This is a genomic window from Mycolicibacterium rhodesiae (assembly GCF_002086695.1).
GTDB classification, from domain to species: Bacteria; Actinomycetota; Actinomycetes; order Mycobacteriales; family Mycobacteriaceae; genus Mycobacterium; species Mycobacterium rhodesiae.
Genome location: NZ_MVIH01000021.1, coordinates 1 through 19,283, shown reverse-complemented (window position 1 = coordinate 19,283; position 19,283 = coordinate 1). Strand labels below are relative to the sequence as shown.

Here is a 19,283-nt window from a genome sequence, read left to right as displayed (position 1 = left end):
ACGCGCGCCCGGGCCGGGCTGCTGGCATGATCTGACGCTTATGGCATCCCACCATCTCCCGGCGACCGCGCAGTCGGTGCAGTGGGGCTTCTTCGACCCACGGCAGGCCCCCGCATTGACCGTCGAATCCGGCGACCTGGTGGCGATCGAGACGCTGACCCATCATGCCGGCGACGCCCCCGATCTGCTGATGGACGAGGGCATTTCGCGGGTATTCGCCGAGGTCGACGACCGCGGGCCGGGACCGCACATCCTCACCGGTCCGATCGCCGTCACCGGCGCCCGACCGGGTGACGTGCTGCAGGTCGACATCCTGGAAGCCACTCCGCGCCTGCCCTACGGATCCAACCTGGCCGGGCATTGGGGCTACCTCTACAACGAGATCCCCGTCGAGCGGGTCACCGTCTACGAACTCGACACCCATGCACTGTTGGGACGGGCACTGTTCGGCTACGACTGGACCGCGACCCCGCTGGCCAACGAGCCGGGCACGATCGTGGCGCCCGATCCTGCGACCCGCGAGCCTGCGCTGCCGGGAGTCGTCGTTCCGCTGCGGCCGCACTTCGGCACCATGGGTGTGGCGCCGGCGGATCCGGTGCGCGTCTCCTCGGTGCCACCGGGTGATCACGGCGGCAACGTCGACAACTGGCGCATCGGCGCGGGCGGCCGGATGTACTACCCCGTTCAGGTACCCGGTGCGCTGCTCTCGGTCGGCGACCCGCATGTCTCACAAGGTGATGGTGAAGTCAGCGGTACCGCGCTGGAATCATCGCTGAACGGATTGCTGCGCTTGACGATTCGCCGCGATCTGCCGTTCACGGTGCCGGTCCTGGAAACCGCGACCGAGCTGCTGGTGCACGGCTTCGGGGACAGCCTCGACGCGGCGATGAAGTGCGCGACACTGCGCACACTGCAACTGCTGCGTTGCCACTTCGGCTTGTCGCGCGCCGACGCGTACTCGTTCATGTCGGTGGCGGTCGACTTCACCGTGACCCAGGTGGTCGACCAGCGCCAGGGCGTACACGGCCGAATCGACAAGCGATGCTTCCCGCGGTGGCAGAATCCCGCTGCATGACCGGTATTCGGGAGTTCACGTTCACCCCGGCCGACGGCGTGCCGCCCGCGGTGGCCCCGTTCGCCCACGCGACGGCCGCGGGCCAAAACCTCTACGTCACCGGCCAGATGCCGACCGACACCAGCGGAACGGTGGTCGGAGGGGGCGTCGCGGCCCAAACCGATCAGGTGCTGACCAACTTGCTGCGCGTCACCGAACTGTGCGGTGGAGGTCTGGGCGACGTGGTCTCGGTGCGGGCCTTTCTGCTCGACTGGGACGACTACGCCGCATTCAACGCCGCCTACGCGCCGTGGTTCCCGGACCGGCTGCCCAGCCGAACCTGCGTCGGCACCACCGGACTTGCCGTCGGCGCGCTCGTCGAGATCGACTGGGTGTGCTGGCGCGACGACGGCTGGGGCTGATCCCGGCCAGCGAGAACCGGCGACCGGGAGCCGCACCGAGCATTAAGGTGCGTGGTCATGGCGACGTGGTCATCACTGGAGGCCCTCAACCTCGACGACTTGACCGACCCGGTGTTGACCGACACCCAGCGCCAGATCCTCGACTACACCGAGTCACAGCACGTCACCTTCGACATCGACGAGATACTCGCCGAAGCGGTGCAGCAAGCCGGCAGCGATGACCTGGCCGATGATGGCGGTTTCGCCGACCGGCTCACCGCCCACGTGGCAGCCATCGAGTCGGACACCGGGCTGCGCCAGCTGGTCCGAAGCAGCCTGCGCGCCAGGGTGATCCGTAAGGTTCGCAACCGGCTGTCGCTGACCGACCTGCTCACGCGCTACCCGGAGATCGAGTCCATCCCCATCGAGCGGCCGCTGATCGTGGTCGGCATGCCGCGCTCGGGCACCACGCACCTGGTCAACCTGATCGCCCAGGATCCGCGCCGTCGTGCCCTGCCGTACTGGGAGGCCGAGGATCCGATTCCCGCGCTCGGGCAGGGGCCCGACGTGTTCGGTGTCGACCCTCGCTACACCCGCGTGAAGGCCGAGCACGAGGCGCTGATGGCCAGCACACCGTACGTCGCGGCGATGCACGACCGATTCCCCGAGGCGATCGAAGAGGAGGTCGAACTCCTCGACCTCGACATGGCCGGCTACGTCCTGGAATGGCACGCCCGCGTCCCGGGCTGGCGGGACTTCTACCTCGGCCTCGACCACGTCAGCCACTACGCATACCTGAAGAAGATCCTGCAGGCGCTGACCTTCCTGCGCGGCCCACGCACCTGGGTGCTGAAGTCACCACAGCATGCCGAGCAGCTCGGTCCGCTGATGACCACCTTTCCCGATGCCACCGTCGCCTTCACCCATCGCGACCCGGTCGCAGTGATCCAGTCGGCGATCACGATGATGGCGTACTCGGATCGATTGCGCCGCACCAGCATCGACCCGGACTGGCTGGTCGACTATTGGAGCGACCGAATCCACCGCCTGCTGACCGCCTGCGTGCGCGACCGGGATCTCGTGCCTGCCGAGCGCAGCGTCGACATCGGTTTCCACCACCTCAACGGCAACGAAATGCCGGTCCTCGCCGCGTTCTACGAACAAGCGGGTATCGATATCCCGCCCAAGGTGGCCAAGCGATTCGGCGCCTACATCGACGACAACCGCCGCGGCGCCAAGGGCCGCATCCCCTACGACCTGAGGCGACACTTCGGCGTCGAGCCCGCTGACCTGCGGTCGCGGTTCGCGTTCTACTTCGACCGCTTCGACGTCCGCCCCGAGATCTGAGGAACTGTAGTGGAACCCGTCTACCGCAGCAGGCCCGGCGCCGACGCCATGGCTCCTGCCGCCGCCGAACATGCCGAGGAAGTCGCGCCCGGGATCTGGTGCTCACCCGGACTGACCAACGCCTACCTGCTCACCACCTCCGACGGCCGGGTGGTCGTCAACACCGGGATGGGATTCGAGGGCCCGGTGCACCGCGCGGTGTTCGACGCCGTCGATTCCTCGCCGGTGCGCTACATCCTGATCACCCAGGGCCACTACGACCACGTCGGTGGACTGGACACTCTGCGCGATCCGGACACCAAGGTTGTGGCACAGGCGAATTGGGAGCACTGGCGCGACGACAACGAGCGGCTGCTGCCCTACCGTGCCAATCGCAGTGCGTTCGCGTTCTCTGGTCGCCTCGCGGACGGCATCACGCACATCCAGCAGCGGTTCGGAAAGAAACTCCCCGCGCAGAGCAGCGCCACCGCCGACATCGTGGTCGACGACCGGTTGTCGCTGACTGTCGGAGACCGACGTTTCGAGCTGATCGCCACTCCGGGCGGGGAAACCACCGACTCGATGGTGATCTGGCTCCCCGATGAGCGGATCTGCTTGTGCAGCAACACCTTCGGACCTGTATTCGGCCACATTCCCAATCTGGTCACCATTCGTGGTGACCGCTACCGGGATGCGCTGACCGTCATCGACACCGTCGAGCGGGTTCGATCACTGCAACCCGAGGTGCTGCTCACCGGACATTTCAATCCCATCCGTGGGGCCGATCTGATCGACGCCGAGTTGACCCGGCTGCGCGATGCCGTGCAGTACCTCCATGACGAGACGGTGGCCGGGATGAACGCCGGTAAAGACGTCCGGACCCTGATGCGCGAGATCACGCTGCCCGCCCACCTGGAGGTCGGCCAGGGCTACGGCAAGGTGGCCTGGGATGTGCGGGCGATCTGGGAGAACTATTCCGGGTGGTTCCATCACCGGTCGACCACCGAGCTGTACCCGACCGGGCCTGAGGCCGTCAGTGCGGACCTCGTGGAACTCGCCGGCGCCGAGGCCCTGACCGCACGGGCTCGCGCTCACCTCGCCGGTGGCCGTCCGCTGGAGGCCATCTACTTGGCCGAACTCGTCACCCACACCGCACCCGATGACGCCGCGGCGCGGTCGGTGCTCAAGGACGCCCACGAACAGCTGCTGGCCGCCAGCATCAACTTCTGGGAAAGCGCCTGGCTGACCAAGCAGATCGAAAGGTACACATGACCGCCCAGCTGAGCTTCGACTTCACCGGAACCCGCGCCCTGGTCACCGGAGCGACCAGCGGTATCGGGCACGCCGTCGCCATACTCCTGCGCGATGCCGGGGCCGACGTCGTCGCCACCGGTACCAGATCCGCTGCCGCGGACTATGACACCGACCTGTCCGGGATGACCTACCGGCAACTTGTGCTCACCGACAATGCATCCATCGACAACCTGGCCGAGAGCATCCCGGCGCTCGACGTGCTGGTGAACAACGCCGGCGCCAACTTCCCCGGCGGTCTGGACGAGTCCGCCCCCGACGGGTTCGCCGCCTCCGTCGCACTGAACCTCACCGGGCCCTACCGCCTCACCGTCGGGTTGCGTCGCGCACTCACGGCGTCAACCGCCGCGGGAGGGGCGAGCGTGGTCAACCTCGCCTCGATGTCGGCGCTGCGTGCGGTCACGATGGTTCCTGGTTACGGTGCGGCCAAGTCCGGGATCGTCAACATCACCCGCAACCTCGCGGTCAAGTGGGCGAAGTACGGGATCCGGGTCAACGCGATCGCGCCGGGCACCATCGAGACCGCGATGACCGAGCCGATGCATGCCGTCCCGGAGATCATGGCAACCGAGATCGCACACATCCCGGCCGGACGGATGGGCCGGGTCGACGAGGTCGCACCGGCCGTCGCGTTCCTGTGCACGGCCCAGAGCAGCTACATCAACGGCGCGGTCCTGGTCGTCGACGGCGCCTCGGACTGCGTGTAGCCGCCCACCTGCCGTACCGTATGCGGGTGCCCCGCCAGGTCCTGTTCATCTACAACGATCCGATCGCCCCCGAGGCGCTGCTCGGCGAGACGTTCACCGAACTCGGTTTCGACGTCGACACATTCGAGGTCGTCCCGGCGCAGCGCGCGTCGGACCCCACTGTCGACGTCACCTTCCCTGATCCCACCCGCTACGACGTGATCGTGCCGCTGGGCTCGCGGTGGGCGGTGTACGACGACCGGCTGCCATGGGTGGCCGGTGAGATCGACGTCGTGCGACGCGCCGCCGACTCCGGTGTCGGTGTGCTCGGAGTGTGCTTCGGTGGTCAGCTGGTGGCGACCGCGCTCGGCGGCTCGGTGCAGCGCTCCCCCGACCCCGAGATCGGCTGGCATCAGGTGCACAGCAGCGACCCCGAACTGGTGCCGGACGACGGACCGTGGTTCCAGTGGCACTTCGACCGCTTCACCGCCCCGCCCGGATCCACCGTGATCGCCCAGAATGGGCGCGCCACACAGGCTTTCGTTCACGGCCCGGTGCTCGGCCTGCAGTTTCACCCCGAGCTCGACCATAAGCTGCTGGAGCTGTGGATCGACGATGACCGCACCCGCGGCGACGGGGATCTGACCCGGCTCGGGCTGCGCGCCGAGGACCTGCGTGCCGACACCACCACTCATGTCGACGATGCGGCACGACGACTCAGGCAGCTGGTGCGCGGATTCGTCGCCAAGGTGGCTCGCTGACTGCCATGACGGCAGTCCGGTCCACCCTCGCGGCCGCGTTGGCAGCGTTGCTGGTGGCGACCGCCTGCGGGTCGCCGGCCACCCCGAGTGCGCCACACCCGTCGCCTCACGCCGCGGCAATCACGACAATCGTGCGCGACACGATGGCGCAGGCGCATCTGAGGGCGGTGCTGGTGCGGGTCACCGTGGACGGCAAGGAGGTGCTGACCCGGGCAGACGGCGAATCGATGACCGGTGTTCCCGCCACGACCGCAATGCACTTCCGCAACGGTGCTGTGGCGATCTCGTATGTGGCCACCCTGCTGCTGAGGCTCGTCGACGAAAAGAAGGTCGCCCTCTCCGACAAGCTCTCCCGATGGCTGCCAGAAGTACCCCACTCCGATCAGGTGACCCTGGGTCAACTCGCCCAGATGACCTCCGGCTACGTCGACTACGTCATCGGCAACGGGCCGATGAACGCCGAGCTGTACCGCAACCCGTTCCGGCAGTGGACGACCCATGAGCTGCTGAGCTACGCCGTAGACAAGCCGTTGCTCTACGAACCGGGCACGAACTGGAACTATGCCCATACCAACTATGTGCTGCTCGGACTGGCCCTGGAAAAAGCGACGGGCCAGGCCATGCCGACGCTGTTGAGCCAGAAGGTGCTCGACCCTCTCGGGCTGAAGAATACGTCGAATTCGTTCACACCGAACATCCCTGATCCGGTGCTTCATGCGTTCTCCTCGGAGCGACGCGCTGCCCTTGGCATCCCGGCCGGCACGCCGTTCTACGAGGAATCCACGTTCTGGAATCCGTCCTGGACGATCACCCATGGCGCAATCCAGACCACCGATATCTACGACTTGGCCGCCTCCGCCGAGGGCATCGGTTCGGGACGCCTGCTCTCGCATGAGTCGTACCAACGAATGATCTCGCCACAGCTGCGCGGGAAGACCACCGCGCTATCGGGCTGCGCCACGTGCGCGGTCCAAAATGACGTATACACATACGGGCTGGGAATCGTCGTCTCCGGGAGCTGGTTGTTGCAGAACCCGCTGTTCTCGGGTTACGCCGCTGTGGAGGGCTATCTGCCGAGCCGGAAGATAGCGATCGCCGTGGCGGTGACCTACGACCAGGACGCGTTCGATGCGTCGGGCGACTACACCAACGCCGCCGACACGCTGTTCCGCAAGATCGGTGCGGAAATGGCTCCCGACGACGCCCCACCCCTGCCGCCCGCGAAATAGGTCCGCGCCGACGATTACATGGTCAGCCCGGTGTGGGCCGACTGCCGACAGGCAACCGTTCACCTAACCGCAACCTGGAGTGACTAGCGTCCCAGACCATGTCCGCAGACGCGCAGCAGCTGGCGAAGCTGCACAGTGATGTCGACGCGCTGCTGGCCCAGCTGGCCGATGCCGAGTTGCGATGGCAACCGTGGACCGACCCGGTAGCCGATGAGAACCGTTGCAGTGCAACGAACCTGGTGCACTACTGGGCGATGCGCCAGGTCGACCTTCGCGATACCCAACAGCAGCTGAGCGAACTGGGACTCTCCTCGCTGGGCCGCAGCGAAGCACACGTCCAGGCGACGCTGCGCCTGGTGTCGGCGGCGATCGCGGCGATGCGCGGTCAAGGCTGGACTCCGAACGACCAGGTCTGCGTGGAGGTCGCCGAGGGCACCCGACTTCTCGAGCGCAACGCCACCGAGCTGCTGGGGCCGGCAGCCGAGGACCGCGCGGCCCGGATCATGGTCACCCTGCCTACCGAGGCGGCCACCGATCCCGGCCTGTCGCGCACACTTATCGACTCCGGTATGCGGATCGCCCGGATCAACTGCGCCCATGACGACGCCGTCGCGTGGAAAGCCATGGCGGCCAACGTCCGTGCCGCCGCCGCAGCCGCGGATCGGCCCTGCCTGGTGGCGATGGACCTGGGCGGGCCGAAACTGCGCACCGGTCCGCTGGAGCCGGGACCCCGGGTGGTGCGTCTTCGGCCGACCCGCAACGCCCAGGGGCAGGTGGTGGCCGCCGGACGCGGCTGGCTGACCTCGGCGCGACGGCCGGCCCGCCCGCCGGAGCCGGATCTGGTCACTCTGCCGGTCAAAGCGGACTGGCTGGCCAACCGCGCCGAGGGTGACGAGCTGGTGCTGCGCGACACCCGCGGATCGAAGCGACGGCTGCTGCTGGCCGCCGCAACGCCCGGCGGCTTCGTCGTCACCACCGAGAAGACCACGTATGTGGGCAGCGGAACAGTTCTGAAGGCCGGACGGAAAGACTCCACCAAGGTCGGCGAGTTGCCTGCGGTCGAGCAGAGCCTGCGGCTGGCCGCAGGCGACGTCGTGCGGGTCACCCGCGACTGCACGCCGGCACCGGTCGACGAGGGCCAGCCGCCGCGGATCGGCTGCACACTGCCCGAGGTGTTCGACACCGCCGAGGTGGGCGAACGCGTGTTCTTCGACGACGGGAAACTCGGCGGCGTGGTGGTCGCGGTGACCGCCGACGCCCTCGACGTGCGAATCGATCGTCCCGCACACGGCACGGCAAAGTTGCGCGCCGGCAAGGGAATCAACGTTCCCGACACCGACCTTCCGATCTCGGCACTGACGGAGAAGGACATCGAGGACCTGGCGACAGTGGTCGAGCTGGCCGACTTCGTCGAACTGTCCTTCGTCCGCGAACCGGCCGACGTGATCCGGCTGTTCGACGAACTGGACCGTCTCGGCGACCGCGATCTCGGCGTGGTGCTCAAGATCGAAACACGGCTGGCCTTCGAGCATCTGCCGCGGCTGCTGCTCACCGCGATGCGCCGACGCCGGGTCGGGGTGATGATCGCCCGCGGTGATCTGGCCGTCGAGGTCGGCTACGAACGGTTGGCAGAGTTGCAGGAGGAGACACTGTGCCTCTGCGAAGCCGCGCACCTGCCGGTGATCTGGGCGACCCAGGTGCTCGAGCAGCTCGCCACCACCGGGCTTCCGTCCCGGGCCGAAATCACCGATGCGGCAACGGCGGAACGCGCCGAGTGCGTGATGCTCAACAAAGGCCCCTACATCACCGACGCGGTCGTCACGCTCGACGATGTGCTGGGGCGGATGGCCGGCCACGAGCACAAGAAGAGTTCGCTGCTGCGCAGTCTGCAGTCGTGGCGGGCCACCGACTGAGGCTAGCCGGGGTCGTGCCCGAGCTCGTGGGCCAGCGCGCTCTCGACCTCCGGATACCGGAATCGGTGGCCCAGTTCTGCCAGCTTGGCAGGCAGCACGCGCTGATTCGCTTCGGCCAGTTCCCGGGCGCCTTGCCTACCCAGCAGCACCCGCGGACCGAGCGACGGCACCGGCAGTACCGCCGGGCGATGCAGCGTCGCCGCGAGCGCCTTGGTATATGCCTTGTTGCGCACCGGATTCGGCGCGACGGCATTGACCGGACCCACCATCGCCTCGTCGTAGACGGCGCGGTAGTAGACGTCGAGCAGGTCGTCGAGGCCGATCCACGACAGCCACTGCTCGCCGCTGCCCAACCGGCCACCGAGGCCGGCGGCGAAGAGCGGGCGCATCAGCCGCAGCGTGCCGCCGCGCGCGGCCTGCACGATCCCGGTGCGCACGCAGACCGTCCGAACGCCCGCGTCCGAGGCGGGCTTGATGGCGGCCTCCCAGTCGGCCACCACGTCGGCGAGGAAACCGTCACCACGCGCACTGTCCTCGGACAGCTCGGTGTCGCCGCGGTCGTACCCGTAGATCCCGATCGCCGAGGCACTGACGAATGCACTCACCCGCGCGCCGGCGGCCAATTCGGCAAGCCTGCGGGTCGGCTCGATGCGGGAATCGCGGATCGCGCGGCGATGGGCCTCGGTGAAGCGCCCGGCGATCGACTCGCCGGCCAGGTGGATGACAGCGTCGACCCCCGCGAGTAGATCGGCCGCGGGAGCACTTGGCTCCCACTGTCTTTCGTCAGGCCGGACCGGCTCGCGGCGCACCAGCCGGATCACCCGGTGCCCGCCGGTCGTGAGCAGGGCGGTGAGCGCGGTACCCACCAGACCGCCGGACCCGGTGACGGCGACGGACAACTGGCGGGCCCCGGCGTGCCTGGCATCCCGGTGGGCGGCGAGGTCGTCGGCCACCTGCCGGTGCCGGTAGACGAACGTCGAGCGCAGCGCAGCGCCGGGCACTGTGGTGTCCACCTCGTCACGCATCTCGGTGCGGCCATTACCGGCGTCGGCGAACATGTGGGTGTGCCGCCACCAGCCGATGATTCGCGGCGGCAGCGTCATCACTCCGTCCGAGGACAGCACGTCGACGAACTGGTGCGGCGGGTGATAGCCCGCGGGATCGTGCCGGGCCACCCAGCGCAGGCCGCCGGGCAGGCCGAGAACCGCGCGGCCGTCGGCCAGCGACTCGGTTTCGGCGATGACCTGCATCGGTTGCCAGGGCGGAACCAGCCGCCGCATCGCGCCGGGCCGGGTGTGCCAGGCGAAGACCTCGTCGACAGGATGGTCGACGATGCTCGAGTAGTGGATGCCCATGGCTCACTTTTACCCGTGCGGGCACACGATTGACTGCGCGCACCGCAGGGGTCACGAAAAGGTCAGCGTGAGCCGGACTCGCCGGACTTCTGCTCGTCAGGCTCCTCGGCGGCGTCCTCGACAGTTTCGGGCTCCGCCGCGGCCGGCCCCTCGTCCTCGGGGTAGTCGGCGTCGAACGTCGAATAGGTCGTGTCGACCGTCTCGTCGGTTTCCGAGTACGCAGTGGTCTCGGCGGTGGCCGAGGACTCCACCAACTCGTCGGGTGCCGTCACGGCCGCCGGTTCCGCGTCATCGATACGACGCTGCTGGCGCTCCCGGATCGCGTCGACGATCAGCAGGATGACTCCGACCACGCTGGCCGCGATGCATACCCACGCAACCAGCTCATTGCTGGTGACGACTGCGGTGACCAGGGCCGCGAGGCCGATCACCGCCAGCACCAGCGCAACGATCAGCATCGATCAACCTCCAGCGCGTGCAGCGCTCAGTTATTGCCCCGGTTGAACTGGTTGAAGCCACCGCCGTCGCTGGCAGCGCCGGAATCGACCGGTGCGGCCGATCCACGCTGACCCAGCTCCTCGAGCTGGGACTCCAGGTAGGTCTTGAGCCGGGTGCGGTATTCGCGCTCGAACGTCCGCAGCTGCTCGAGCCGTCCCTCGAGGACAGTGCGCTGCTGGTTGATGGTGCCCATGATCTCGGTGTGCTTGCGCTCGGCGTCGGCCTGCAGGGCGTCGGCCTTCTCCTGCGCCTGCCGCAGCTGGGTCTCCGAACGGTTCTGCGCATCGCTGAGCAGTGCGTCGGCGCGCTGCTTGGCGTCGGCGACCGTGGTCTCCGCGGTGTGCCGGGCCTCCGACAGGATCTGGTCGGCGTTGGTGCGCGCATCGGCGAGCAGCTTGTCGGCCTCGGCCTTGGCCGTGCCGGTGAGCCGGTCGGCGGTGTCCTGGGCCAGGGCCAGCACGCGAGCCGCCTTGATGGCCTGCTCCTCGCTGGCGGCCGGGCTCGGCGCCGGGGCGGGGGCCGCCTGCGGCGCGGGAGCCGGGGTGGGCTCGGGCTCCGGCTCGGGCTGATAGACCGGAATGGCCTGCGTAGGCTGCGGGACCGCGCCGCCGGAGCGGGCGGACGACAACTCCTGGTCGAGCTCGGCGACCCGCTGGCGCAGATCCGAGTTCTCCTCGATGAGCCTGGTCAGCTCGTTCTCCACCAAGTCGAGGAAGGCGTCGACCTCGTCCTCGTTGTAGCCTCGCTTGCCGATGGGCGGCTTGCTGAACGCCACATTGTGCACGTCGGCCGGTGTAAGTGGCATCATCTGCCCCCTCGGGTCTGAACGGTTGAACGGGTGCAAAGTCTAGAACGTGTCGAACGTTCGTCGGTCCGTACTGTAACTGGCGTCCATCCTGTCACACCAGAACCGCCGGTTGCCTAATTAAGAGCTAATTTCAATTTTCTGGATACCGCTTCCACGGCGTGGCTAATCGCATTTCGCGGCCCGTTGGGGTAGATTGCCGCCCTCACGCGGCGGCGCCGAATGCCAGCTGCATTCCGATGAACGCGACCAGCAGCAGCACCATGATCGACAGGTCGAACCGGACCGCACCGATGGTCAGCTGCGGGATAAGCCGACGTAGCAGCTTCACCGGTGGGTCGGTGACCGTCATGATCAATTCGAGGATCACCACGGTGAGTCCTCGGGGGTGCCAATCCCGGCTGAACGACCGGATGAACTCGACGACGACCCGGGCGATCAGCAGCAGCCAGAACACGAACAGCGCGAAGCCAAGGATTTCGAAGAACAGCGACAACTAAAGCCGGTCCTTAATCAACAGCGGATGTGACATTGCCGACATCGCTGGTTTGAGGCCAGCGCGACGCAGTCAGCCTACCTAAGGCCTGTGGCGTCGTTCGTCCATGTGGTCACTGGTAGCTGTAGAAACCCGCCTCGGCGATCCGCCGGCGCTCCTCGGCGCTGACGTCGACGTCGGCCGGCGACAGCAGGAACACCTTGGTTGCCACCTTGTCGAACGACCCGCGCAGGGCGAAGGCCAGACCGGCGGCGAAGTCGACCAGCCGCTTGGCGTCGGCGTTGTCCATCGAGACCAGGTCCATGATCACCGGCTGGCCGTCGCGGAAGCGCTCGCCGATGGTGCGGGCCTCGCTGTAGTCCTTGGGGCGCAGAGTGGTGATCTTCGACAGCGGGCTGCCCGCCTCGAACAGCTCGGCCATCCGGCGCGGGTCCATCGCCAGTGCGCCGCGGGTCGAACCGCGCAGCGAGCCGAACCGCGACGAGCGCGGCATGTCGTGGGGGTGCTCGAACTCGCGCGGACGGAACCGCGGCTCGTCGCCGTACTGGGCGCGGAAACCGCCGGTGGGCGCGTAGTCGGCCTCGCGCGGGTCCCGGAGATCCTCGTACTCGCGACCCATCCGCGGGTCGCGGTCGTCGAAGCGGCCCGGGCGCTCGTACTCGTCGTCGGCGAAGCGCTCACGGCGCGCGTAACCGCGGTGAGCGCCGCGGTCGTCGTCGTCGTAGTACTCGTCGTCATAGTCGTCCATCGGGGCCATACCGAAGTAGGCCTTGACCTTGTGGAGAGTGCTCATCGCTGGACCCTTCTGAAAGCGTGAAGTGCGGTGTCTGTGATGAAGATGTGACTGGAGTGACTACTCAGGGAGACGTTAGAGGACGTTGTCCCATAAGCGCGGTTCCGACACGCACACACGTAGAACCGTGTCGCACCGCCGCCTCCAGGTCACCGGACATCCCCGCCGACAACGCTGTCGCAGCAGGGTGATTGCGCAATATCCTCCGGTGTTCGTCGGCCAGCGCGGCGAAAGCCGCGTCGGGATCGGCGCCCAGCGGCGGGACGGCCATCAAGCCGGCCAGCCGCAATCCGCCGGCCTCGGCGACCAGGGCGCAGAGCTCGTCGACGGCGGCCGGATCCCCGATGTCCACACCGCCGCGTGAGGTGTCCCCGTCGAGGCTGATCTGGACGAACACATTGATCGGCGCACTCCGTACCCCCTCCTCGATGGCCAGCGCGGCACCGCGATCCAGCGCGGCGGCCACCTTGGTGGTGCTCAGCGAGTGGACCGTGTCCGCCCATGCCGCAACCGCTTTGGCCTTGTTGCGCTGGATCTGACCGACCATGTGCCAGCGCAGGTCGCTCACCCCGGTGAGATCGGCCACCTCGGCGATCTTCGCCGACGCCTCCTGTTCGCGGGATTCACCGAACACCCGGCAACCCAGCCGCCACAAGATGGCGACATCTGTCGCCGGGAAGAACTTGGTGATCGGCAGGAGGTCGATCTCGTCGATATCGCGACCGGCGGCACGCGCGGCTGCCGCGAGCCGATCGGTCAGCGCGGCCAGGGCGCCGGCGAGTTCAGCTTCCCGGTCCGTGGGGCTCGTCATTCCATCCACACCAAACACGCCAGGCGACCGGTCAGAGCGTCACGTCGGTGGCTGAACAGCTTGGTGTCGGCCACCGTGCAGCGCGGATCGGCGTCGATGGCCGTGACCCCGGCGTCGCGCAGTTGCCTGGCGATCCCGGCCCGCAGATCCAGGCCCGGGGTGCCCTTCGCGGTCCGGGTCCGGCTGCCGGGCAGCCGTGCTTCGACGTCGGCGGCCATCTGTTCGGGCACCTCATAGTTGGCGCCGCTGACAGCCGGGCCCAACAGCACCGAGATGTCGTGCGCGTGAGCACCGTTGGCCAGCATGGTGTCCAGGGTTCGCAGCACCACGCCGTCGGCGGCACCGACGCGGCCGGCGTGGACGGCGGCCACCACCCCGGCGCGGACGTCGGACATCAGCACGGGCACGCAGTCCGCGGTCACCACGGCCAGGGCGAGTCGGGGCGTCGTCGTCACGAGCGCATCGGTGTCGTCCACGGCGTCGGTACGCGGAGCGTCGACGACGGCGACATGATCACTGTGGGTCTGGTTCATCCACACCACGTGGTCCTCGGGCAGCCCGATCGCGGCGGCCAGCCGTTTCCGGTTGGCGGCGACCGCTTTCGGATCGTCGCCGACGTGGTCACCGAGATTGAAGGTGTCGAACGGTCGGACCGAGACACCACCGGCACGGGTGGTGGTCACGCGGCGGATGACTGTCACAAACCCAGTATTGCGGCAGTGCGGAAAGCGTCAGTGCCGCATGAACGGCGGCACGTCGACGTCGTCGTCGGAGATGCCCCCGTCGTCGCCGCCACCGATGCTCACCGTCGCGCCGTTGGTGTGCACCGGCACGCTCGAGGCGTCGATCGGGTCGAACAGCGACGAGCTGAGCTTGCCCGCCGCACCGGGCGCGATGGGCTGCGCCCCGGTGGCGGCACCGGCGGCACCGACCACCGGCTTGCGGCTCGGGCCCGCGGAGTCGAATCCGGCGGCGATGACCGTAACCCGGACCTCGTCGCCGAGCGAGTCGTCGATCACGGTGCCGAAAATGATGTTGGCATCCTGATGCGCGGCGTCCTGCACCAGTGAGGCGGCCTCGTTGATCTCGAACAGGCCCAGGTCGCTGCCGCCAGCCACCGACAGCAGCACGCCCTGCGCACCTTCCATCGAGGCTTCCAGCAGCGGCGAGTTGATCGCGATCTCGGCGGCCTTGAGAGCGCGGCCGTCACCGCGGGCCGAGCCGATGCCCATCAGGGCGGTGCCCGCACCGCTCATCACGCCCTTGACGTCGGCGAAGTCGACGTTGATCAGACCCGGGGTGGTGATCAGGTCGGTGATGCCCTGCACGCCGTTGAGGAGCACCTCGTCGGCGCTGCGGAACGCGTCCATCAGCGACACCTGGGCGTCGCCCATCTGCAGCAGCCGGTCATTGGGGATGACGATCAGGGTGTCGCAGCTCTCGCGCAGCGCCTGGATGCCGTTCTCGGCCTGGTTGGAGCGGCGCTTGCCCTCGAAGGAGAACGGGCGGGTCACCACGCCGACGGTCAGCGCGCCCAGCTTGCGGGCGATGTTGGCCACCACGGGTGCACCACCGGTGCCGGTGCCGCCGCCCTCGCCGGCGGTGACGAAGACCATGTCGGCGCCGCGCAGCAGCTCCTCGATCTCGTCCTTGGCGTCCTCGGCGGCCTTGCGGCCGACTTCGGGGTCGGCGCCGGCGCCGAGACCACGGGTGGAGTCGCGGCCGACGTCGAGCTTGACGTCGGCGTCGCTCATCAACAGCGCCTGGGCGTCGGTGTTGATCGCGATGAACTCCACGCCCTTGAGTCCCTGCTCGATCATGCGGTTGACGGCGTTGACGCCGCCGCCGCCGATGCCAACGACCTTGATGACGGCGAGGTAGTTATGCGGGGGGGTCATCGTCTGTCTTCCTCCCAGGTGGGGATCGGGTCTTCGGCCCTTCCGGCAAACCCTCAACCTCAACCAGAGGCTTAGAGTTATGTCAAGTAGTGCCGTGCAACCAGAACGGTATGGCCGGTGGTGTCTGGATGTGGGAGGCGCGCCGGGGTGTCGTCGGCGAATTTCCTCACCGGCCTGCGCCGACCGGCTACTTGACCGTCGGCAGATCCGGACTCGAGACGTCGTAGACCTTGCCCGGCTGGGTCAGCAGCGCGGCCAGCTTCTCCGCCTTCTCCTCGGTGCGGTCCGTGGTCCCCCACACCACCGTGCGCCCGTCGGTCAGCGTCAACGTCACCGACGCCACCGACGGCGCGGCCACCCGACTGACCTGGCCCACCACCTCCGGGCGCAACGCCGTCATCACCTCAAGTGCGGCCCGCGTCGGCGGATCGCTCGGGCCGGGCTTGTCGACGTCGATGTAGGGCAGCCCCGGCGGCGGCGGGGCCGTCGCGAAATCCACCCCGTCCTTGTCGAACAGATGCGGGCCGTCGGGATAGTCCTTGACCACGATCGGGATCCGCTCGACGATCGTGATCCGCAACGTCGACGGATATTCGCGCTGCACCCGCGCGCTGGCCACCCGCCGGATGCCGGCCACCCGATCGGCCACCTGGTCGGTGTTGATCTGCAGCAGCGGCGTGCCCAACTGAACCTTCGCGGCGTCGACGACCTCCTCACGCGTCACCGCACCGATTCCGGTGATCACCAGCGAACGCGCCGACATGACCGGCGTGAAGTAGAGGATCAATCCCAGCCCGACACTGATGATCGCGAGAACGATCAGCCAGATGAACAGCCGCAGACCGCGGACAGTCCTCTTGCCCAGGGGTTTCGGCGCGTCGGTGGTCTCACCGCGAACCCGGCGCTTGGCCTCCCGGCGTGCCTCTTCGATCGCGGTGGCGCGGAGCTGCGCGGCGCGGCGCTCGGCCCGCTCGCGGCGTTCCCGCATGCGGGGGCCTTCGACGACCTGATTTTCTTCGCCGAGATCGACGTTTTGCTCGTCGTCACCCGCACTTTCACTGCCGTTCGTCGGTTTGGGCAGGATGGGCGGCGCCTCGGCGCTGCCCTCCCCGTCCTCGGGCTCGGTCATCGATTCCCCTTGGCCTGCAACGCCGCCAGGATCTCCTGCCCCAGCATCGTGACGTCACCAGCGCCCATCGTGACCACCACGTCACCCGGGCGGGCCGACGCGGCGACCTGCGCAGCCACCGCCGAGAAGTCGGGAACGTAGTGCACCGGCACGCTGACGTGCTGGGCCACCGTCGCACCGCTGATCCCGGCGATCGGCTGCTCACGCGCCGCGTAGACGTCGAGTACGAACGCCTCGTCGGCGGTGTCGAGCGCGCTGCCGAAGTCACGCGCGAAAGTCTTTGTGCGCGAATACAAATGCGGTTGGAACACCACGATGCTGCGCGCGCCGACGATCGTGGGGTGACCGGTCCGGTCCTGCTGGGCGACCGCCCGCAGCGCGGTCAGAGCGGCCCTGACCTCGGTCGGGTGATGGGCGTAGTCGTCGAAGACCCGGACCCCGTCGGCCGTGCCGACCAGCTCGAAGCGCCGCCGCACCCCCTCGAACCCGGCCAACCCGTCGAGCACCTCGCCGATCGGCGCACCGGCCTCGACCGCCGCCAGCAGCGCAGCCAGGGCGTTGAGTGCCATGTGCCTGCCCGGCACCGCCAGCCGCAGCACCCGCTGATGCGCCTCGCCGGCCAACTGGATGTGGGCGACCGCGCCGGTGCCGTGCTGCTCCCAGCCGATCAGCGCACCGGCCAGTCCGTCCGCGGGGCCTTCACCGTAGCGCAAGACCCGAACCCCAAGGGCCGCACTGCGTTCGGCCAATGCGGCCGAACCCGGATCGTCTGCACAGGCCACCAGCGCCCCGCCGGGAGCAAGGCGTTCGACGAACGCGTCGAACACCGCGGTGTAGCGGTCGGCACTGCCGAAGAAATCGAGGTGGTCGGCCTCGATGTTGGTCACCACCGCCACATCCGGGGTGTACTCGAGCAGCGAGCCGTCACTCTCGTCGGCCTCGGCGACGAAGCAGTCGCCACTTCCGTTGTGCGCGTTGGTACCTGCCTCGCCGAGATCGCCGCCGACGGCGAAGGACGGATCCAGTCCGGCATGCTGCAACGCGACGATCAGCATCGAGGTGGTCGTGGTCTTGCCGTGCGTGCCGGTCACCATCAGCGTGCGGAAACCGGCCATCAGTTTGGCCAGCACCACCGGGCGCAGGATCACCGGGATCGCCCGCTTGCGGGCCTCGACCAGTTCGGGATTGGTCTTCGGGATCGCCGCGTGGGTGGTGATCACCGCGGTCGGGCCGCCCGGCAACAGGTCCAGATTGGCCGCGTCGTGACCGATGCTGATCACCGCGCCGCGGGCCCGTAACGCCACCACACCGCGGGAGTCCTTGGCGTCGGAACCCGACACCAGTCCCCCGCGGTCCAGCAGGATCCGCGCGATACCCGACATCCCCGCGCCGCCGATGCCCACCATGTGCACGCGCTGCAGCTCCGGCGGCAGCTCCCGGGGACCCGCCGGCGCGCTCACCGGCGACCCTTTCCGCCGCGTGCGATGTCGAGGGCCACCTCGGCGACCCGCTGCGCGGCGTCCCGGTGTCCGACCCGTGCGGCGGCCGCCGTCATCGCCTGCAGTCGCGGCGGGTCGGTCAGCAGCCCGACCACGTCGTTGGCGATGAACTCCGGGGTCAGCTGGGCATCCTCGACGAGCAGCCCGCCACCGGGGTTGACCACCGGCAGCGCGTTCAGCCGCTGCTCGCCGTTGCCGATCGGCAGCGGGACGTAGACCGCGGGCAGCCCGACCGCCGACACCTCGGCCACCGTCATGGCGCCCGACCGGCAGATCGCCAGGTCGGCGGCGGCGTAGGCCAGGTCCATCCGGTCCAGGTAGGGCACCGCGACGTAGGGCGGCTCCCCGGGCTCGGCGCTGCGCAGGTCGAGGGTGTTCTTGGGGCCGTGGGCGTGCAGCACCGCGATGCCCGCGCCGGCCAGATCGGCCGCGGCGGCCGACACCGCGCGGTTGATCGAGGCCGCGCCCTGCGACCCACCGAACACCAGCAGCACGGTGGCGTCCTCGGCGAAGCCGAAGTACTCGCGGGCCTGTGCGCGCAGCCCGACCCGATCCAGCGAGGTGATCGACGCCCGCACCGGCATGCCCACCACCTCGGCGTGCCGCAGTCCCGAATCGGGTACGGCGGCCAGCACTGTGCGGGCGTTGCGGGCGCCGAGTTTGTTGGCGATGCCGGCGCGCGCGTTGGCTTCGTGCACGACGACGGGGATGCGACGGCGCCGTGCCGCCAGGTAGGCGGGAACGGCGACATACCCGCCGAACCCGATCACCACGTCGGCGGCGACATCATCGAGCACGGCGCGGGTTTCCCGCACCGCGCGGCGGACCCGCAGCGGCAGACGCATCAGATCGCCATTGACTGTGCGCGGCAGCGGCACCGGCGTGATGAGTTCCAAGTCGTAGCCGCGGTCCGGAACCAGCCTGGTCTCCAGACCGCGCGCGGTGCCCAGTGCGGTGATCCGGACGCCCGGGTCCAGCGCTCTGAGCGCATCAGCCACCGCCATGGCCGGTTCGACATGCCCGGCGGTGCCTCCACCGGCAAGCACAACCGACACCGAGTCACTCACCCGTAACGCTGACCTTCCAATGTGCGGGACCGCCGTGCGCGACTGCTTCCCTGATCCGGCTGCTGCGCGCTGTTACGCGGAGCGTCACCATGATGCCCTGAGCGTCGGGTGGGTCGCTGGGCCGTCCTCGTTTTAGCAGTTGAAGCGGCAGATAGGGCGGCGCGGTCACGCGTGGACCGGGTTGTGCGGGCCGACTTCTTGGCCGGTTTCTTCTCCGGCCTGGCCGGGCGGGCCGGGCCGGAGAAGAAACC

The 19,283-nt window shown here is 68.5% G+C and carries 19 protein-coding genes; 8 read left to right on the top strand and 11 right to left on the bottom strand.

Annotated elements, in window-relative coordinates; all coding sequences use genetic code 11:
• Positions 1 to 40: 40 nt before the first annotated feature.
• The 8 genes from BST42_RS26005 to BST42_RS25970 all read left to right on the top strand — a co-directional run bounded on the left by BST42_RS26005 (position 41) and on the right by BST42_RS25970 (position 8,681).
• On the top strand, positions 41 to 1,075 hold the full coding sequence (locus BST42_RS26005) for an acetamidase/formamidase family protein (protein ID WP_083122590.1): 1,035 nt from the start codon (positions 41 to 43) through the stop codon (positions 1,073 to 1,075).
• Positions 1,072 to 1,476 (top strand): RidA family protein, encoded by a 405-nt coding sequence (locus tag BST42_RS26000; RefSeq protein ID WP_083122589.1) that lies wholly within the window; start codon positions 1,072 to 1,074, stop codon positions 1,474 to 1,476. Before BST42_RS26005 ends, BST42_RS26000 begins: the two co-directional genes overlap by 4 nt.
• 57 nt (positions 1,477 to 1,533) lie before the next feature.
• Positions 1,534 to 2,802 carry a sulfotransferase family protein gene (locus tag BST42_RS25995; RefSeq protein ID WP_083122640.1) on the top strand — a complete coding sequence of 423 codons (1,269 nt, stop codon included), beginning with the start codon at positions 1,534 to 1,536 and terminating at the stop codon, positions 2,800 to 2,802.
• Positions 2,803 to 2,850: 48 nt separating this feature from the next.
• On the top strand, positions 2,851 to 4,053 hold the full coding sequence (locus BST42_RS25990) for an alkyl sulfatase dimerization domain-containing protein (protein WP_083122639.1): 1,203 nt from the start codon (positions 2,851 to 2,853) through the stop codon (positions 4,051 to 4,053).
• Positions 4,050 to 4,799: an SDR family NAD(P)-dependent oxidoreductase gene (locus BST42_RS25985; RefSeq protein ID WP_083122588.1), complete on the top strand. Its 750-nt coding sequence runs from the start codon at positions 4,050 to 4,052 to the stop codon at positions 4,797 to 4,799. Before BST42_RS25990 ends, BST42_RS25985 begins: the two co-directional genes overlap by 4 nt.
• Positions 4,800 to 4,825: 26 nt before the next feature.
• Positions 4,826 to 5,539 carry a type 1 glutamine amidotransferase gene (locus BST42_RS25980; protein WP_207569579.1) on the top strand — a complete coding sequence of 238 codons (714 nt, stop codon included), beginning with the start codon at positions 4,826 to 4,828 and terminating at the stop codon, positions 5,537 to 5,539.
• A gap of 5 nt (positions 5,540 to 5,544) precedes the next feature.
• Positions 5,545 to 6,768, top strand: a complete 1,224-nt coding sequence (locus BST42_RS25975) for a serine hydrolase domain-containing protein (RefSeq protein WP_083122586.1) — start codon at positions 5,545 to 5,547, stop codon at positions 6,766 to 6,768.
• Between the two features lie 98 nt (positions 6,769 to 6,866).
• Positions 6,867 to 8,681 (top strand): pyruvate kinase, encoded by a 1,815-nt coding sequence (locus BST42_RS25970; protein ID WP_083122585.1) that lies wholly within the window; start codon positions 6,867 to 6,869, stop codon positions 8,679 to 8,681.
• 2 nt (positions 8,682 to 8,683) lie between these two features.
• On the opposite strand, the gene BST42_RS25965 is transcribed toward BST42_RS25970, so the two are convergent.
• From BST42_RS25965 to murG, 11 genes are all read right to left on the bottom strand, one after another.
• The gene (locus BST42_RS25965; RefSeq protein ID WP_083122584.1) at positions 8,684 to 10,036 is read right to left on the bottom strand and encodes a TIGR01777 family oxidoreductase; all 1,353 of its coding nucleotides are present in this window, start codon (positions 10,034 to 10,036) and stop codon (positions 8,684 to 8,686) included.
• A 62-nt stretch (positions 10,037 to 10,098) separates the two neighbouring features.
• Positions 10,099 to 10,494 carry a phage holin family protein gene (locus BST42_RS25960; RefSeq protein ID WP_083122583.1) on the bottom strand — a complete coding sequence of 132 codons (396 nt, stop codon included), beginning with the start codon at positions 10,492 to 10,494 and terminating at the stop codon, positions 10,099 to 10,101.
• A 26-nt stretch (positions 10,495 to 10,520) separates the two neighbouring features.
• Entirely contained in the window at positions 10,521 to 11,339 is an 819-nt protein-coding gene (wag31, locus tag BST42_RS25955; protein ID WP_083122638.1) for a DivIVA-like cell division protein Wag31, read from the bottom strand.
• 205 nt (positions 11,340 to 11,544) lie between these two features.
• Positions 11,545 to 11,835 carry a YggT family protein gene (locus tag BST42_RS25950; RefSeq protein ID WP_005144500.1) on the bottom strand — a complete coding sequence of 97 codons (291 nt, stop codon included), beginning with the start codon at positions 11,833 to 11,835 and terminating at the stop codon, positions 11,545 to 11,547.
• Positions 11,836 to 11,947: 112 nt separating this feature from the next.
• Positions 11,948 to 12,628 carry a cell division protein SepF gene (locus BST42_RS25945; RefSeq protein ID WP_036344684.1) on the bottom strand — a complete coding sequence of 227 codons (681 nt, stop codon included), beginning with the start codon at positions 12,626 to 12,628 and terminating at the stop codon, positions 11,948 to 11,950.
• Positions 12,629 to 12,692: 64 nt separating this feature from the next.
• Positions 12,693 to 13,439: a YggS family pyridoxal phosphate-dependent enzyme gene (locus BST42_RS25940; RefSeq protein ID WP_083122582.1), complete on the bottom strand. Its 747-nt coding sequence runs from the start codon at positions 13,437 to 13,439 to the stop codon at positions 12,693 to 12,695.
• Complete coding sequence (gene pgeF, locus BST42_RS25935; RefSeq protein WP_083122581.1) at positions 13,436 to 14,140, bottom strand: peptidoglycan editing factor PgeF; 705 nt, start codon at positions 14,138 to 14,140, stop codon at positions 13,436 to 13,438. The genes BST42_RS25940 and pgeF overlap by 4 nt, the downstream gene beginning before the upstream one ends.
• Positions 14,141 to 14,170: 30 nt before the next feature.
• A complete protein-coding gene (gene ftsZ / locus BST42_RS25930) occupies positions 14,171 to 15,337 on the bottom strand; it encodes a cell division protein FtsZ (RefSeq protein WP_083122580.1) in 1,167 nt (388 codons plus the stop codon).
• A gap of 187 nt (positions 15,338 to 15,524) precedes the next feature.
• Positions 15,525 to 16,466, bottom strand: coding sequence for a cell division protein FtsQ/DivIB (locus tag BST42_RS25925; protein ID WP_083122579.1), 942 nt, complete (start codon positions 16,464 to 16,466; stop codon positions 15,525 to 15,527).
• On the bottom strand, positions 16,463 to 17,872 hold the full coding sequence (gene murC / locus BST42_RS25920) for a UDP-N-acetylmuramate--L-alanine ligase (protein WP_083122636.1): 1,410 nt from the start codon (positions 17,870 to 17,872) through the stop codon (positions 16,463 to 16,465). The genes BST42_RS25925 and murC overlap by 4 nt, the downstream gene beginning before the upstream one ends.
• A gap of 50 nt (positions 17,873 to 17,922) precedes the next feature.
• Positions 17,923 to 19,053, bottom strand: a complete 1,131-nt coding sequence (gene murG / locus BST42_RS25915; protein ID WP_110918790.1) for an undecaprenyldiphospho-muramoylpentapeptide beta-N-acetylglucosaminyltransferase — start codon at positions 19,051 to 19,053, stop codon at positions 17,923 to 17,925.
• Positions 19,054 to 19,283 lie beyond the last annotated feature (230 nt).